This window comes from Brevundimonas sp. FV1ye29L, from assembly GCF_058681095.1.
Genome location: NZ_CM178730.1, coordinates 1,402,578 through 1,416,624, shown reverse-complemented (window position 1 = coordinate 1,416,624; position 14,047 = coordinate 1,402,578). Strand labels below are relative to the sequence as shown.

The 14,047-nt window shown below is 69.0% G+C and carries 13 protein-coding genes; 3 read left to right on the top strand and 10 right to left on the bottom strand.

All coding sequences use genetic code 11. The annotated features are described in order from the left end of the window. Nucleotides 1-135: 135 nt before the first annotated feature. The gene (locus tag ACW17W_RS06945; RefSeq protein ID WP_492080024.1) at nucleotides 136-1,578 is read left to right on the top strand and encodes an SPOR domain-containing protein; all 1,443 of its coding nucleotides are present in this window, start codon (nucleotides 136-138) and stop codon (nucleotides 1,576-1,578) included. Nucleotides 1,579-1,584: 6 nt separating this feature from the next. On the opposite strand, the gene ACW17W_RS06940 is transcribed toward ACW17W_RS06945, so the two are convergent. The 3 genes from ACW17W_RS06940 to ACW17W_RS06930 form a co-directional block, all read right to left on the bottom strand. Next, on the bottom strand, nucleotides 1,585-2,019 hold the full coding sequence (locus ACW17W_RS06940; protein ID WP_492080023.1) for a DnaJ domain-containing protein: 435 nt from the start codon (nucleotides 2,017-2,019) through the stop codon (nucleotides 1,585-1,587). A gap of 25 nt (nucleotides 2,020-2,044) precedes the next feature. Continuing rightward, nucleotides 2,045-2,896, bottom strand: a complete 852-nt coding sequence (locus ACW17W_RS06935; RefSeq protein WP_492080022.1) for a division plane positioning ATPase MipZ — start codon at nucleotides 2,894-2,896, stop codon at nucleotides 2,045-2,047. A 147-nt stretch (nucleotides 2,897-3,043) separates the two neighbouring features. Next, nucleotides 3,044-3,682 (bottom strand): SPOR domain-containing protein, encoded by a 639-nt coding sequence (locus ACW17W_RS06930; RefSeq protein ID WP_492080021.1) that lies wholly within the window; start codon nucleotides 3,680-3,682, stop codon nucleotides 3,044-3,046. 74 nt (nucleotides 3,683-3,756) lie between these two features. Between ACW17W_RS06930 and panC the strand changes: the two genes are divergently transcribed. Continuing rightward, nucleotides 3,757-4,647 carry a pantoate--beta-alanine ligase gene (gene panC / locus ACW17W_RS06925; protein ID WP_492080020.1) on the top strand — a complete coding sequence of 297 codons (891 nt, stop codon included), beginning with the start codon at nucleotides 3,757-3,759 and terminating at the stop codon, nucleotides 4,645-4,647. A 167-nt stretch (nucleotides 4,648-4,814) separates the two neighbouring features. Here the strand turns inward: panC and ACW17W_RS06920 are convergent, their stop codons facing one another. Then, nucleotides 4,815-5,603 (bottom strand): chorismate mutase, encoded by a 789-nt coding sequence (locus ACW17W_RS06920; RefSeq protein WP_492080019.1) that lies wholly within the window; start codon nucleotides 5,601-5,603, stop codon nucleotides 4,815-4,817. Nucleotides 5,604-5,893: 290 nt separating this feature from the next. Continuing rightward, on the bottom strand, nucleotides 5,894-6,478 hold the full coding sequence (locus tag ACW17W_RS06915; protein ID WP_492080018.1) for a prephenate dehydratase domain-containing protein: 585 nt from the start codon (nucleotides 6,476-6,478) through the stop codon (nucleotides 5,894-5,896). A gap of 131 nt (nucleotides 6,479-6,609) precedes the next feature. Here ACW17W_RS06915 and ACW17W_RS06910 point away from each other — a divergent pair, with 131 nt between their 5' ends. After that, the gene (locus tag ACW17W_RS06910) at nucleotides 6,610-7,842 is read left to right on the top strand and encodes an FAD-dependent oxidoreductase (protein ID WP_492080017.1); all 1,233 of its coding nucleotides are present in this window, start codon (nucleotides 6,610-6,612) and stop codon (nucleotides 7,840-7,842) included. Here ACW17W_RS06910 and ACW17W_RS06905 read toward each other — a convergent pair. The 5 genes from ACW17W_RS06905 to ACW17W_RS06885 form a co-directional block, all read right to left on the bottom strand. Next, nucleotides 7,820-9,190 carry a class II 3-deoxy-7-phosphoheptulonate synthase gene (locus ACW17W_RS06905; protein ID WP_492080016.1) on the bottom strand — a complete coding sequence of 457 codons (1,371 nt, stop codon included), beginning with the start codon at nucleotides 9,188-9,190 and terminating at the stop codon, nucleotides 7,820-7,822. The two genes, ACW17W_RS06910 and ACW17W_RS06905, sit on opposite strands and share 23 nt — an antisense overlap. Before the next feature lie 79 nt (nucleotides 9,191-9,269). After that, nucleotides 9,270-10,664, bottom strand: coding sequence for a glutathione-disulfide reductase (gene gor, locus ACW17W_RS06900; RefSeq protein ID WP_492080015.1), 1,395 nt, complete (start codon nucleotides 10,662-10,664; stop codon nucleotides 9,270-9,272). Between the two features lie 204 nt (nucleotides 10,665-10,868). Then, entirely contained in the window at nucleotides 10,869-11,552 is a 684-nt protein-coding gene (gene rpiA / locus ACW17W_RS06895; protein WP_492080014.1) for a ribose-5-phosphate isomerase RpiA, read from the bottom strand. Next, nucleotides 11,549-12,892, bottom strand: a complete 1,344-nt coding sequence (gene glmU / locus ACW17W_RS06890; protein ID WP_492080013.1) for a bifunctional UDP-N-acetylglucosamine diphosphorylase/glucosamine-1-phosphate N-acetyltransferase GlmU — start codon at nucleotides 12,890-12,892, stop codon at nucleotides 11,549-11,551. The genes rpiA and glmU overlap by 4 nt, the downstream gene beginning before the upstream one ends. A 64-nt stretch (nucleotides 12,893-12,956) precedes the next feature. Next, complete coding sequence (locus ACW17W_RS06885) at nucleotides 12,957-13,895, bottom strand: hypothetical protein (protein ID WP_492080012.1); 939 nt, start codon at nucleotides 13,893-13,895, stop codon at nucleotides 12,957-12,959. Between the last annotated feature and the right edge of the window lie 152 nt (nucleotides 13,896-14,047).

The following is a 14,047-nucleotide window of genomic DNA, read 5'->3' as shown; positions in this document are numbered from 1 at the left end:
TTGAGACCTCATTAACCACCGCGAAACCCGGCGCCTGCATGCTAGGACCGATAATGCCGGGCGGGGGGCCGCAACCGGGCCTCGTCCGGACCTCCACCGGGCTGACCCTTTAAATGTGAGGCTATCGCTTTGCCGATGACCGCTCGATTCCGTCGTTTCGCCACCGGCCTTCTGGCCTTGCTGGCCGTCGGCGGCCTGCTGGCGGCGCCGGCGTCCTCGCCGGTCGTGGCCCAGTCCGGCGACAACGCCCGCTACGCGGCGATCGTGGTTGACGCGACCACGGGCGAGACCCTGTTCACCCGCCACGCCGAGGTGACCCGCTACCCTGCGTCCCTGACCAAGATGATGACCCTGTACATGACCTTCGAGGCCCTGGCCGAAGGCCGGGTCAATCTGGGCGACGAGGTCGTGGTCTCTCCCCTCGCCGCGTCCCAGCCGCCGTCCAAGCTCGGTCTCGCTGCGGGTCAACGGATCAGTCTCGATGACGCGATGCGCGCCACGGCCGTCCGTTCGGCCAATGACATGGCCATGGCCATCGCCGAGCATGTGGGGGGGTCACAGGCCCGTTTCGGTTCGATGATGACGCTCAAGGCCCAGCAGCTGGGCATGTCGCGCACCCGCTATGTCAACCCCAATGGCCTGCCGGACAGCCGGCAGGTGACGACCGCCCGCGATCTGGCGATTCTGGCGCGGGCCCTGATGCGGGACTACCCGCAATACTACAGCTATTTCGGCCAGCACGACTGGGCCTACCAGGGGCGCGGCTACCGGAACACCAATGGGCTGCTGTCCTCGGGCATGGGTTATGACGGCATCAAGACCGGCTTCACCAATGCCTCGGGTTACAATCTCGCCGCCTCGGCGGTGCGTGACGGACGTCGTCTGATCGTGGTGGTTCTGGGCGGCCGCTCCAGCGCATCGCGTAACGGCCATGTCGCCGAACTGATGAATACCGGCTTTGAACTGGAAAGCCGGCGAGCGCTGGGCGAACCCCTTCAGGTCGCCCAGGCCTTCTTTGAACAGCGCGGCTTCGGTCTCAGCGCCAGCCCGGCGAATGACGGCGCCGTCGCCTATGCCTCGCTCTCTCGTGAGGACGCCGAGGAAACAGGTCTGGGCTCTCCCGGACCGGCCCCCACGGCTGTCGCCTATACCGCCCTGCCTCCGACCCCTCGCGTCCCCTCACCCATCCATGTGGCGGGGACCGACATGCCGGTCCGGACAGCCCCGGCGAGAACCTCTCCCGGCTTGACGGCCTCGCTGAACGGCGCGGCAACCGCCAGCGCCGCCCGAACCCCGGCGCGGCCCACGCCCGCCCGGCCCACGCCCGCCCGCACCGCTCCGGCCGGACGCTGGTCGGTTCAGGTCGGCGCCTTCAAGGACGAGCGGGTCGCCCGGAACTGGCTGGGCGAGGTCAACCGCCGCTTCCGCAGCCAGTTCGCCAATGCCGAACGCACCGTCCAGACGGCCGGCGAATGGTATCGCTCGCGCTTCACCGGCCTGACCGAAGACGCCGCCCGCAGCGCCTGTTCGGCCCTGTCGGAACGTCGCGTCACCTGCGCCGTGATCCGGCCCGAATAGGGGTCTTCAGCGCTTCAGCAGGCGGTCGCGCGCGGCGTTCAGATGCGCCGCGAGGCCTTCGGCCCCGCCCTGGTCCGGATGCACCCGCGCCATCAGCCGACGCCAGGCCGTCTGGATTTCATCGCTTGAGGCCCCGGCCGGAACACCGAGGATCGACCGGGCCTCGGCCTCGCTGAGACGGGCGGGACCGACGACGCCGCCTTGGCGCGACGGCAGGCGGATCCGCGAACTCAGGATCAGATACAGGCCGGCGGCCGCGACGACCCCGGCCCCCAGCCAGGACCCGTGAGAGGCCGCGACCACGGCCGCCGCCATCAGCACCGCGCCCAGAACCGTCGCTGCAATCCGCCAGTGGCCGCGTCCGGCCCGCTCGCCCAGCCGCCCCAGCCGCACGAGCGCCCACAGGGCGATCGCCGCCAGTATCGGCCAGATCAGACCCATGACGGCGTCCGGCGGCAGGCGGCGGTCAGGCCGCCACGTCCAGACCGCCCACGGCCGTATCCAGGGCGCTGCTTTCCAGCCCCATGGCCTGCATCAGATTGCGCATTTCCTGCCGCGCGGCGACATGGGCCAGCGACACCGCCACCGGCCGGATATCGGCCGACAGGTCCGCGACGGTCAGGCCGAACGGAAACAGCTCGCGATAGATCACCCGATCCCGCAGGCCCGGCCCGACCCGGAAGCCGACGCGTTTGGCCAGGGTGTTCATCCGCTCTTCCAGACGACGCCGGTTGCGCGCCTCGGCCACGGCCAGACGATTGGTGACCACCAGCCAGTCGATGGTCGCCTGACGGCCCTGGGTGATCGCCCTCTGCTTTCTCGCCTCCCAGACGCTTTCGGAATAGATCGAGGGCTTGATCAGATCCAGGGTCACCGGATCGACCTGACCCAGCAGGTCGAAGTCGACGAAACTGTCGTTCATCGGGGTGACGATCTGGTCAGCGCGGGCATGGGCCAGTCGCGACAGGGCCGTATCGCCGCCCGGGGTGTCGATGAGGATCGCCTCGACGCCCTGGGCCTTCGCTTCGGCGAACGCGGCCTCGAAACGGGCGATCTGTTCGCTCTCGTCGGCCCGCGCCAGAGCCTTGCCGTCGCCCAGATCGGGTTCGACCGGCATGGGCAGGCTGTGTCCGTTCGCCGCCGTCCAGGCCGCGCGATTGGAGAAGAAATGCGACATCGAGCGCTGGCGCAGGTCCAGATCGATGACGGCGGCCCGGTGCCCGGCATGCATCAGCCCGACGGCGATATGGATGGCCAGGGTGGACTTGCCGGCCCCGCCCTTTTCATTGCCGACGACGATGACGAGAGGTTGCGTCATGATGCGTGATCCAGTGCAGACGACGGCGCGACTCACCGCGCACGTCATGGCGGCCCAGAATCGGGCGCATCGCCGGCCAGGTCAATGAAAGGTTAAGGCCGGCCGATGTGCGGGTGTGGACAGGCTGCGGTTCTCAGGCCCCGGTTCTCAGGCCCCGCGCAGACACCAGGGGTCCGACACCTCGACCGCGCGACAGAGGGCGGCGGCCCGATCCGCCGGCGCCGGGACGCGCAGCCGGACAAAGGTCTTGCCCTTGAGCCGGACCGTCTCGAATTCCGGATGAAGCCCCCGCAGGGCCGTCCGCGCCGGCCCGGCGCTGGCCTCGCGCCAGGCGGCCTGCGCCGCCTCCGCGCTGGAATAGGCGCCCAGCTGGATGACGGCCTGAGGCGTTTTCGACGGCGTACGGACGGGGCGGTCGACCGGCCGGTCCGCCCGGCCCGCCGCAGCCTCGCGCACCGCGCCCTCGAGGACGGGCGCAGCCGCCGCCAACGGACGGCGCAGTCCGTCGCGGGCGTCCCACAGGTCATGCGGGTCCATCACCTCGACGGTCAGGGCGCCCGGGCGAGAGGGATCGACGGCGAAGGCGGGACGCAGGCCCCTGCGGGCGGAAGAGGCGATCTCGACAGGCGCGGGTGCCGCAGACGGCGTCCCGTCCACCGGAATATCGGCGACCCGGCGAGCCATATCCTCGAACCGTCGCCCGTCCCCCTCGACCACGCTGCAAGACGTGGTCAGGCTGGCGGCGAGAAGGGCGAAGACTGGACGAAGCGTTCTGCTGAGCGTCATAAGCCCTTTATGGCGATCAGGCTTTGAAGTCGCGTTCACGAACACCGTTAAGTCGCGAGGTTAATGCGATAACCATGAGCATCCCCGGTACCGCCCCCTCCCCGCCCTTTGGCGTCGTCCGCAGCGTCGCGGACCTGCGCGCCGCCGTCCGCGGCTGGCGCACCGAGGGTCTCTGCGTGGCTCTTGTCCCGACCATGGGCGCCCTGCATGAGGGCCATCTGGATCTGGTGCGCGAGGCCCTGCGCCGGGCCGACCGCGTGGTGACGAGCGTCTTCGTCAACCCGACCCAGTTCGCCGCCCACGAGGATCTTGGCTCATATCCGCGTCAGCAGGAGCGCGACGCCGAACTGCTGGAACAGGCCGGCTGCGCCCTGATGTTCGCCCCGACGGCGGACGAGATGTACGCCCCCGGCGCCGTCACCCGCATCACCGTCGGCGACGCGGCGACCGGCGGCCCGTCACAGGGGCTGGAGGGCGATTTCCGGCCCCAGATGTTCGGCGGCGTCGCCCTGGTCGTCGCCAAACTGCTCAACCAGGCCCAGGCGGATGTCGCCGTGTTCGGCGAGAAGGACTGGCAACAGCTGATGGTCGTGCGCCGCATGGTGCGCGATCTCGACATTCCGACCGACATCATCGGCCTGCCGACCGTCCGCGACGCCCACGGACTGGCCCTGTCGTCGCGCAACGCCTACCTTTCGCCCGCCGAACTCGAGGTCGCGCGAAAACTCAACGTCTTGCTGGGCGAGGCCGCCGCCCTCGCCGCCGCCGGTCGACCGCTGGCGGGGGTGGAGCGCGACGCCTATGTCGCCATCCTCAGGGCCGGGTTCGATACGGTCGACTATGTCGCCGTGCGCCGGGCCGAGGACCTCGCCGTCTTCCCCGACGGCGTCGCCAACGCCCCCGCCCGCATCCTCACCGCCGTCCGCATCGGCAAGACCCGGCTGATCGACAATATGGCGGTCTGAGGCGGCGTCGATGCCGGGATTAGGGACCAGGGATCAGGGCGAGAATGGCGGTGAAGTCAGGGGCCCTGTTTTCATGTCGTTGTGCCGGACACCAGCTGTTCCGCAGCCAGCAACGACCCTAGTCCCTAATCCCAAGTCCCTAAACCCTGGTCCCTGCTCCCTCTGCTTCAGCCTATCGCGCCGACACAGCCCTCGGCGTCGCCGGGCGACAGATGGTCGGCGTCCGTGAGGGCCAGGGTCCAGCCGTGGTGGGTCGACAGGCCCCAGCGGCGCGCGCCGCCGCCGTCGCCCGCATCGCCGCCGGCGCTGACCACCACCCGGCGGCCCTTCGGCAGGGCCGGGGGATCGATCTTGCCTACAGCGAGTGCGGTCGGCTGACCCCCGCCGAGGCCGAAGCCGTCGAACACCGACAGGCTGGACCAGTCGCGGCGCAGGCCGACCCACCAGTCGTCGTCGTTGTTGATGGCCAGGACGGCCACCCCATGGCCCTCGGCCGCGAAGGCCAGCGCCGCCTGCGGGTCGCGAACCATGCGGATGTCGGCGGCCATGCCGAAGCGCCGGCGGGCGCCGTCGAAGGCCCGGGTCGGGTCTTTGGGCGACCAGACCTGCACCTGAAGCTGGCCCTGACGCGCCAGACCCCAGCCGACGATTTCGCGCCACAGACCGGCGACGGCCTCGGCGTTCTGCGGCTCGGCCTGTTCGAGCATACGGCCCAGAACGGTCTGCTCGCGGTCGGGGCGCAATTTGGTGTGGGGTCCGCTCGGCGCATCCTTGGCCTTGCCGACGGTCGCAGCGATGGCCAGACGGCGCTCGAACAGTTCCAGAAGCTGGTCGTCGATCAGGTCGATCTCGTGACGCAGGGCGGCAAGCGCGGTCTGTTCGGGCGTCATGTCGGCGGGATTCATGTCAGGCCAGACGGAATTGTGGGCGGACTTGAGGGAGGTGGAGACGGTCATGATGGAGCTCTGATGTCAAAGATTTCGATAAGGGGTGCAGGGGTGCGCCGCCGCCCTGGTCCAGAGCGGTCGCCGGCGAGGCTGTCAGGAGCGAAGAGCGCTCGAGGCCTCAGCCGGCGTATCGAAAGCCGAAATAGAGCGAGCCAAAATAAAAGCCGGCAACCGCGCGCGAACGGGTCGAAAGGGTCGAAATCTCAGCGCGCGAGGCAGTCATGGCTTGAACGGTTCTGGCCGGTGAGCGGATCAGGGGCGATCCACGCGCCCTCTAGAGCCGCAAGGATCGTGCGCCGTCAACCCTTGGACGGCGCCAGAAGGACAAATCGTGTCCGGTTATTGGCTGAATCCTGAAGATCGTGGCGCAGGATCGACAATCCATAGACCTCCGCCGCCGCAACGGGGCCCAGGGCCGCCCGCGTCGGATCTCCGGCCTCGGCCACGGCGCAGGCGGCGCCGGCCGTGTCGAAGGCCACGACGGGGCTGAGCCCCATACGCGCCAGGGTCTGTTCACACTGGGCCAGGGCGATCGGGTGGCTCTCCACCGTGCGGATGTCCGACAGCCGCGCGCCGTCGACCGCCATCAGGGCGTGACGGATCGGCCGCCACACATCGATGACGGGCGTCAGTCCGGTCGCCCGCACCAGGGTCGCCGCCGGCTCCACCGGACCGATGGACGAGTTCTCGACCGGGATCAGGGCTCCCTCGCAATCACCCGACTGGATCGCCTCGATCACCTGTTCGAACGTCTCGAACGGCACCGGCTCGTCCCAGGGACGCAAGGCCGTACAGGCCTCGTGGCTGAACGCCCCGGGGGCGCCCTGAAAGGCCAGACGCCCCGGGCGGTCGTCGTTTTCCGGTCTTCCGATATCTTCTGGCATGAGGTTCCTCGGCGTCTGCGCGCATTTGAGGCGCCGGCGTCATGATCACAAGCCGTCCCGACCGGCAATTGCTGGCGACGCCTCCACAGTCAGGCTAGGCTGAAGCGGTCCGATCCGATCTGGAGCCGTCCATGCGCCCCGTTCAGACCCCCAGCCGCCGCGCCCTGCTGACGGGGCTCGGCGGGCTCGGCGCCTCCGGTCTGGTGTCCGCCTGCGCCACGACGGCCGCGCCGGTCGCGGTTCGCCCCGGCTTCGCGCCCCGCCGTATTGCGCCGATCCTGATGCGGCCCGAGCGGATCATTCGCATCACGGTCTGCACCCGCCCCTTCCGCGCTGCCGGGCCGCGCCTGGACATCGAGCGGGTCGCTGACGCCATGGTGGTGCACAACTACGGCCACGGCGGCAGCGGCTGGTCCCTGTCCTGGGGGTCCAGCGGCATCGCGGCGCGCAAGGCCATGGCGCTCGCCGGGTCCACAGCGGGATCGGCCGGTGGCCCGCCGACGATCGCCGTCATCGGTTGCGGCGCCCTTGGCCTGACCTCGGCGCTTCAGTTGCAGCGTCTCGGCGCCCGCGTGGTCGTCTACGCCCGCGAGCGGACGCCCTTCACCCGTTCGATGCGGGCGACCGGGACATGGACTCCGGACAGTCGCATCGCCGATGCGGACAAGGTTGGCGTCGGCTTTCCAGACCTTTGGGAGCGGATGGCGCGCGAGAGCTTCGCCACCCACCAGACCTATCTCGGCACGGAAGGCGATCCGGTCGTCTTCCGCAACCGTTACATCCTGGCCGGGCGGGCGGCGCCGGCGAAGCCCCGCGAGGACAACGCCAGCCCGGAAATCCGCTTCGCCGAATACGGCGAGCGCATCCGCGATATCGTTCCACGCAGCATGGCGATCCCGGTTGAGACGACGCCCTTCCCGGTCGTCTCGGCCCGCTTCGGGTCAGGCCTGCAGTTCAATGTGACCGAACTGGCTCACCGGCTCCTGACCGAGTTCCTGATGCAGGGCGGGCGGATCGAGACGCGAGAATTCCATACGCCCGCGGAAATCGGCGCCCTGCCCGAAAAGGTGGTCGTCAACTGCACCGGCTATGGCGCCCGCGCCCTGTGGAACGACCAGACCATCACCCCGGTGCGCGGCCAGATCGCCTGGCTCGCGCCCCAGCCCGAGGTCGATTACACCCTCTTCTACGGCGGGGTCGCCGTGGTCCCGCGCCCCGACGGCATCGTCATCCAGAGCACGAGGGGCGGCGACATGGTCGGCTACGGGATCGAGGACGAGACCCCCGACCGGGCGGAGGCCGAGGCTGCGATCGCCCGAGTCGCCCCCCTGTTCCCGCCGGCTACGCCGCCTGCGACCGCTTGATCCGTCCGACCTTCAGTCGTTCGGCCACGAGGAAGGCCAGCTCCAGCGCCTGATCGGCGTTCAGGCGCGGGTCGCAATGGGTGTGATAGCGGCTCGACAGGTCGTCCACGGTCACAGCGGTGGCGCCGCCGAGGCACTCGGTCACATTCTGGCCCGTCATCTCCAGATGCACGCCCCCGGGGTGGACCCCCTCGGCCTCGGCCACATCGATGAAGCTGCGGACCTCGCCCATGATCCGGTCGAACGGCCGCGTCTTGTAGCCATTGTCGGCCGTCAGAGTGTTGCCATGCATCGGGTCGATCGACCAGACGACCCGCCTGCCCGCCGCCTTCACGGCCCGCATCAGGCCCGGCAGTCGCTTGCCCACCTTGTCGTGGCCGAAGCGGCCGATCAGCGTCAGGCGACCGGGAATATTCTCGGGGTTCAGCGCGTCGATCAGGGGCAGCAGGTCGTCGGCCTCCATGGTCGGGCCGCACTTGACCCCGATCGGGTTCCTGATTCCGCGCATGAATTCGATGTGGGCGCCGTCCAGCTGACGCGTCCGCTCGCCGATCCACAGCATGTGGGCCGAGGTGTCGAACCACTCGCCCGAGCCGCTGTCGATCCGCGTCAGGGCGGTCTCGACGTTCAGCAAAAGGGCCTCGTGCGAGGTAAAGACCTCGACGCGGGCCAGGTCGGGGTGGGTCGCGGGCGTGACGCCCACGGCCTCCATGAAGGCGAGGGACTCGGTGATCTTCTCGGCCAGTTCGCGATACTGGGTCCCGGCCGAATTGTCGGCGAAGCTCAGGGTCCAGCGATGGATGTTCTGCAGGTCGGCATAGCCCCCGCTGGCGAAGGCGCGCAGCAGGTTCAGGGTGGAGGCCGACTGGTTATAGGCCTTGATCAACCGCTGCGGGTCAGGCGCGCGCTCCTCGGCTGTGAAGCCCATGCCGTTGATGTTGTCGCCGCGATAGGACGGCAGGGCGACCCCGTCGATGGTCTCGACCGGCGAGGAGCGCGGCTTGGCGAACTGGCCCGCGATCCGGCCGACCTTCACCACCGGTTTGCGGCCCTCGAAGGTCAGGACGACCGCCATCTGCAGCAGCAGGCGGAAGGTGTCGCGGATGTTGTCGGCCGAGAACTCGCGGAAGCTCTCCGCGCAGTCCCCGCCCTGCAGCAGGAAGGCCTCGCCCGCCTCGACCTGGGCCAGTTTGGACGTCAGGGCCCGCGCCTCGCCCGCGAAGACCAGCGGCGGCAGGGCGCGCAATTCGTCCTCGGCGGCCTGCAGCGCGCGCAAATCCGGATAGTCGGCCGGCATGTGCAGGCCGGGTTTCGTCTTCCACGATGTGGGGGTCCAACGCGTATTCATGGCGCGCTCCATACTCCGAAGGCCCGCTCAGGACAATGAACGTGCGAACCCCAGGACGATGTCGCGGTCGGCCCCATCCCTAAACCGCCCCGCTCGATGCCGACTGCTTCTCCTTCAACGTCACCAGTTCCTCGGCCATGGTCGGGTGAACCGCACAGGTGGCGTCCCACTGGGCCTTGGTCAGGCCGGCCTTCACGGCGATGGCGGCCAGCTGGATCATCTCCGGGCTCTCCGGCCCGACGATATGGACCCCGACCACGCGCTGGCTCTCTGCATCGACCACCAGCTTCATCAGGACCCGCTCGTCCGAGCCGGTGAAGGCGTATTTCATCGGCCGGAAGCGGGCCACATAGACGTCCACGCCGTTGGAACAGCTGTGTCGCGCCTCCGCCTCGGTCAGGCCGACGATGCCGACGGGCGGCTGGCTGAACACCGCCGTCGCCACGGCCTCATAGTCGAAATGCTGGGGGTTGTTGCGATAGACGGTCTCGTGGAAGGCGACGGCCTCGCGGATGGCGACGGGGGTCAGGTTCATCCGGTCGGTCACGTCGCCGATGGCCCAGATATTGTCCGCCGTCGTCTTTGAATACGGATCGACCTTGATCGCCCCCTCGTCGTTCAGCTCGACGCCCGCGTTCGACAGGCCCAGGTCGGCGACATAGGGAATCCGGCCCGTGGCGAACATCACCACGTCGGTCTCCAGCGTCATGCCGTTTTCGAGATGGTTGACGATGCCGGTGTCCGTCTTCTCCAGTGACCTGTGCTGGCAGCCCAGGATGACCTTGATGCCCCGCTTCTCGATCTCGCCGGCCAGATGCGCCCGCACATCGTCGTCGAAGCCGCGCAGGATGTTGGGCCCGCGATAGATCAGGGTCGTCTCGACCCCCAGCCCGGCGAAGATGCCCGCGAACTCCACCGCAATATAGCCGCCGCCCGCGATCAGGATGCGTTTCGGCAGTTCCGGCAGGTGGAAGGCCTCTTCCGAGGTGATCGCATGCTCGATCCCCGGCAGACTTTCGGGCTTCCATGGACGGCCGCCCGTGGCGATCAGGATCTTTTCGGCGGTGATCTTGCGGCTCTCGGCGCCAGACTTGTCGAGGATGGCGACTGTATGGGCGTCCTTCAGGATCGCCCGTCCGTGCACCAGATCGACCCCGGCCTTGCCGAGATTGGCGGCATAGATGCCCGACAGCCGGGCGATCTCGACATCCTTGGACTCCAGGAATTTCGGCCAGTCGAACTTCGCATTGTCGAACAACCAGCCATAGCCCTCGGCGATCTCCAGCGCGTGGCTGACCTCCGAGGCCATGACCATGAACTTCTTGGGCACGCAGCCGCGAATGACACAGGTGCCCCCGACCCGGAACTCCTCGGCGATCGCCACCCGCTTGCCGCCCAGCGCCGTCAGCCGCGCCGCCCTCACCCCGCCCGAACCGGCGCCGATGACGAAGAGGTCGTAGTCGTAGGTCGTCATGATCGTGCGCTTTCTATTTTTTCTTTCGTCATCCTCCGGCAAGCCGCCACCCGGCGGCGCAGACCGGGGGACCCGGCGGCGCGCGAGAGCGCGAACCTGTCGCGAACACGGGCTGTTCCGCATCGGAAGTGGTCGCCTTCGGCGCCGCTGGGTCCCCCGGTCTCGCTACGCTCGCCGGGGGATGACGAAAGCGGAGGGGTCGAACTACGGAAGTAGGACATCCACGCCGGAATCCAAGCCGATGATCGCCTCGTCCGCCAGATCGAGGAACAATCCGTGCTCGACCACGCCGGTGATCAGCTTCAGGTCGTCGGCCAGCCGCGCCGGGTCGTGGATGGCGAAACAGCGGGCGTCATAGATGACATTGCCGCCGTCGGTGCGGACGATGCCCCGGTCTGCCTGACGCACCCGGGCCGGCATGGCGATGTCGTGGTCCAGCAGGACGTCGGCGATCCGGTTGCCCGTCGTCTTGTGCCCGAAGGCCACGACCTCGATCGGCAGGGGGAAGGCGCCCAGCACCGGCACCACCTTGGCGGCGTCGGCGATGCAGATGCAGCGGGTCGAGGCCTCCCACACCAGTTTCTCGCGCAGCAGGGCGGCCCCGCCGCCCTTGATCAGGGCCAGGCCGGGGCCGATCTCGTCGGCGCCGTCGACGGTCAGATCGAGGCGCGGCGTATCGTCCAGCGTCGACAGGGTCAGGCCCAGTTCGCGCGCCAGATCCGCCGTCTTCTCCGAGGTCGGCACGCAGCGCAGCCCCGGCAGGTTCCGCGCCGCCAGCGCCTTGACGAACCAGGCCGCCGTCGAGCCGGTCCCCAGCCCCACGACCATCCCGGCCTCGACCCGCAGGGCGGCGGCCTCTCCGGCGCGTTGTTTCTGTGCGTCGCTCATTTCGATTTCGCCGCCTTCTTCGCCCGCATGGTCTCCATGAAGCGCGCCGCCCAGCCAGGCTTCGCTGTCTGCACCCCGCGCCCCAGGGCCAGGTCGCCCGGCGCCACATCGCGGGTGATCACCGATCCCGATCCCACCATGGCCCCCGCCCCGATGGTCACCGGCGCCACCAGGGCGCTGTTGGACCCCACGAAGGCCCCCTCGCCCACCGTCGTCCGGTGTTTGAAGAAACCGTCGTAGTTACAGAAGATCGTCCCCGCCCCGATGTTGGCGCCCGCGCCCACCGTGCCGTCGCCCAGATAGGACAGGTGGTTGGCCTTGGCGCCGGCCTCCATCCGGACATTCTTGACCTCGACGAAATTGCCGACCCTGACCCCCTCGCCCAGATCGGCGCCGGGCCTCAGCCGGGCATAGGGACCGACCTCGGCGCCCGAGGCCACCACCGCCCCCTCGATATGGGAAAAGCTGCGGATGCGGGCGCCGCCCGCCACCTTGGCCCCCGGCCCGAAGACCACAAAGGGCTCCACTGTCGCGCCCGCCCCGATCTCGGTGTCCCAGGCGAAATGGACGGTCTCGGGCGCCGGCATGGTCACCCCGACAGCCAGGAAGGCCTCGCGCTGGACCTTCTGGAACAGGGCCTCGGCCTCAGCCAATTCCGCCTGCGCATTGACCCCCATCACCGAGTCCTCCGACGCGAACACCGCCCGGGTCGGCGCCCCGGCCCTGCGCGCCAGTTCGACCACATCGGTCAGATAGTATTCGCCCTTCGCATTCCCGTTCGTCACCTGCGCCAGCAACCCGAACAGCAATCCCGCCGGGGCGGCCATGACGCCGGAGTTGCAGGCGGTGATCGCCAGAACCTCGGCCGAGGCCTCCTTCGCCTCGGTGATAGCGGCCAGGACCTCTCCGTCCATCACCAGCCGGCCATAGGCGCCGGGATCGCGCGCCTCGAAACCGATCACGGTCACACCATCGGTCGCGGCAAACACCGGCTCGATGTCTGCGGCCTTCAACAGGGGCACGTCGCCATAGGTGACCACCACCTGACCGTCGAAGTTCGCCAGAAGCGCCTCGGCCGCCCGCACGGCATGGCCGGTGCCCAGCGGCGGGTCCTGCACGGCGATCGCGTCCTCGCCGAGCCGTTTGACGACATGGGCCCGGACCTCCGGCGAATGGCTTCCCACCACCACCACGATCCGCTCGCAGCCCAGGGCCTCGGCGGCATCAATGGCGTGGTCCAGCATGGCGCGATGGCCGACCCGGTGCAGCACCTTGGGCAACGGCGACTTCATCCGCGTCCCCTGTCCGGCGGCGAGGATGATGGCGGCTCTTCTGGTCATGGCAATCCCGGCGCGGTGGCGATCCCTGCCGATACCGCATGGCCGGACGCCGCGAAAGCCGGCTCTACCTCAGTTCCGGGATCCGGCGGCGGAAGGACTGGACCAGACGCTCCAGCCGGACGACGAACGGACGCCCCGGCGCCTGGCGACGGGTCGGCAGGTCCGGGGACCAGCGCCGCCGCACATGCTCATGCAGATGCTCATGCCGGTCGTACTGATGAACAATCGGGCTGACCCCTCCGTCGGGGTTGAGGATCCGGCCGCTGTGCAGCCTCAACAGCCGCCCGTCGACCAGCCCCACGGTCGCCACCCGCGAGAAGTTCGACCGTCGCACAATGGGCGCCAGATCCAGATGCGCCGCCACATTGAAAGTGGCCTGATCGGCTCCGAAGGCCCCGCCGAGGGCCGACCGGGGGCGTCCCGACAGCATCAGCATGGTACGGCACAACCGGGCCAGATCCCGCACCGGCCCCACCACCGTCCCGACGCACAGGGCGGGCCGGTCCCGGATCAGCTCCGCCATGCCCGGCCCCGCCAGGGCGGTGATATATTTCATGTTGAAGCGGTGGTCGCCACAGGCGCCCGCCTCCTCGAACGCCTCGATCACCGTCGGCGCCGGCGTCAGCGGATCGCCCTGGAACAGCACGTCGCGCACATCGGTCAGCAGGGCGACGGCATCACCGGGCAGGCGTTGCAGCACGGCCTCGAACGCCGCCAGACGCTCTACCGCCGCATGCGGTCGCCAGCCGGGCCGCTTCGGCGGATGCAGGGCCTGGACGTCGTGGGCCGCGAGGAAGGCCAGCATCTCCGCCTCTGGATCGACCACCAGAAAGACCCCGCCGTCGAAATGGGTCCGCAGCGACAGGACGAAAGGCGCGATCTGGGCCACCCCGTATCCGGTCGCATAGCCCAGCACATGGCGCGTCGCCCCTGTCGCGAGGGTCGGTCCATCGCCGGCCTGGGTGCGGAAATGGTCCGCCAGCCATTCGATATAGGCAGTCACGACAGGTCCGGCTCAAGAATTGGCAGGCCTTCCTGGCCCCCGCGGCAGGCTGGATTTACGGCGGCTTTCTGACGGACCTGTGATCAAGACGGCGAAAATACGGCCGCCGCGTCCCGGCTGGACGTCCGCCCGGCCCCGGTCCATAGGTCCGC

Coding starts and splice junctions, on each gene's coding strand:
- ACW17W_RS06945 (WP_492080024.1), top strand. CDS start 136: ATGACCGCTCGATTCCGTCGTTTCGCCACCGGCCTTCTGGCCTTGCTG.
- ACW17W_RS06940 (WP_492080023.1), bottom strand. CDS start 2,019: ATGGGTCTGATCTGGCCGATACTGGCGGCGATCGCCCTGTGGGCGCTC.
- ACW17W_RS06935 (WP_492080022.1), bottom strand. CDS start 2,896: ATGACGCAACCTCTCGTCATCGTCGTCGGCAATGAAAAGGGCGGGGCC.
- ACW17W_RS06930 (WP_492080021.1), bottom strand. CDS start 3,682: ATGACGCTCAGCAGAACGCTTCGTCCAGTCTTCGCCCTTCTCGCCGCC.
- panC (WP_492080020.1), top strand. CDS start 3,757: ATGAGCATCCCCGGTACCGCCCCCTCCCCGCCCTTTGGCGTCGTCCGC.
- ACW17W_RS06920 (WP_492080019.1), bottom strand. CDS start 5,603: ATGACCGTCTCCACCTCCCTCAAGTCCGCCCACAATTCCGTCTGGCCT.
- ACW17W_RS06915 (WP_492080018.1), bottom strand. CDS start 6,478: ATGCCAGAAGATATCGGAAGACCGGAAAACGACGACCGCCCGGGGCGT.
- ACW17W_RS06910 (WP_492080017.1), top strand. CDS start 6,610: ATGCGCCCCGTTCAGACCCCCAGCCGCCGCGCCCTGCTGACGGGGCTC.
- ACW17W_RS06905 (WP_492080016.1), bottom strand. CDS start 9,190: ATGAATACGCGTTGGACCCCCACATCGTGGAAGACGAAACCCGGCCTG.
- gor (WP_492080015.1), bottom strand. CDS start 10,664: ATGACGACCTACGACTACGACCTCTTCGTCATCGGCGCCGGTTCGGGC.
- rpiA (WP_492080014.1), bottom strand. CDS start 11,552: ATGAGCGACGCACAGAAACAACGCGCCGGAGAGGCCGCCGCCCTGCGG.
- glmU (WP_492080013.1), bottom strand. CDS start 12,892: ATGACCAGAAGAGCCGCCATCATCCTCGCCGCCGGACAGGGGACGCGG.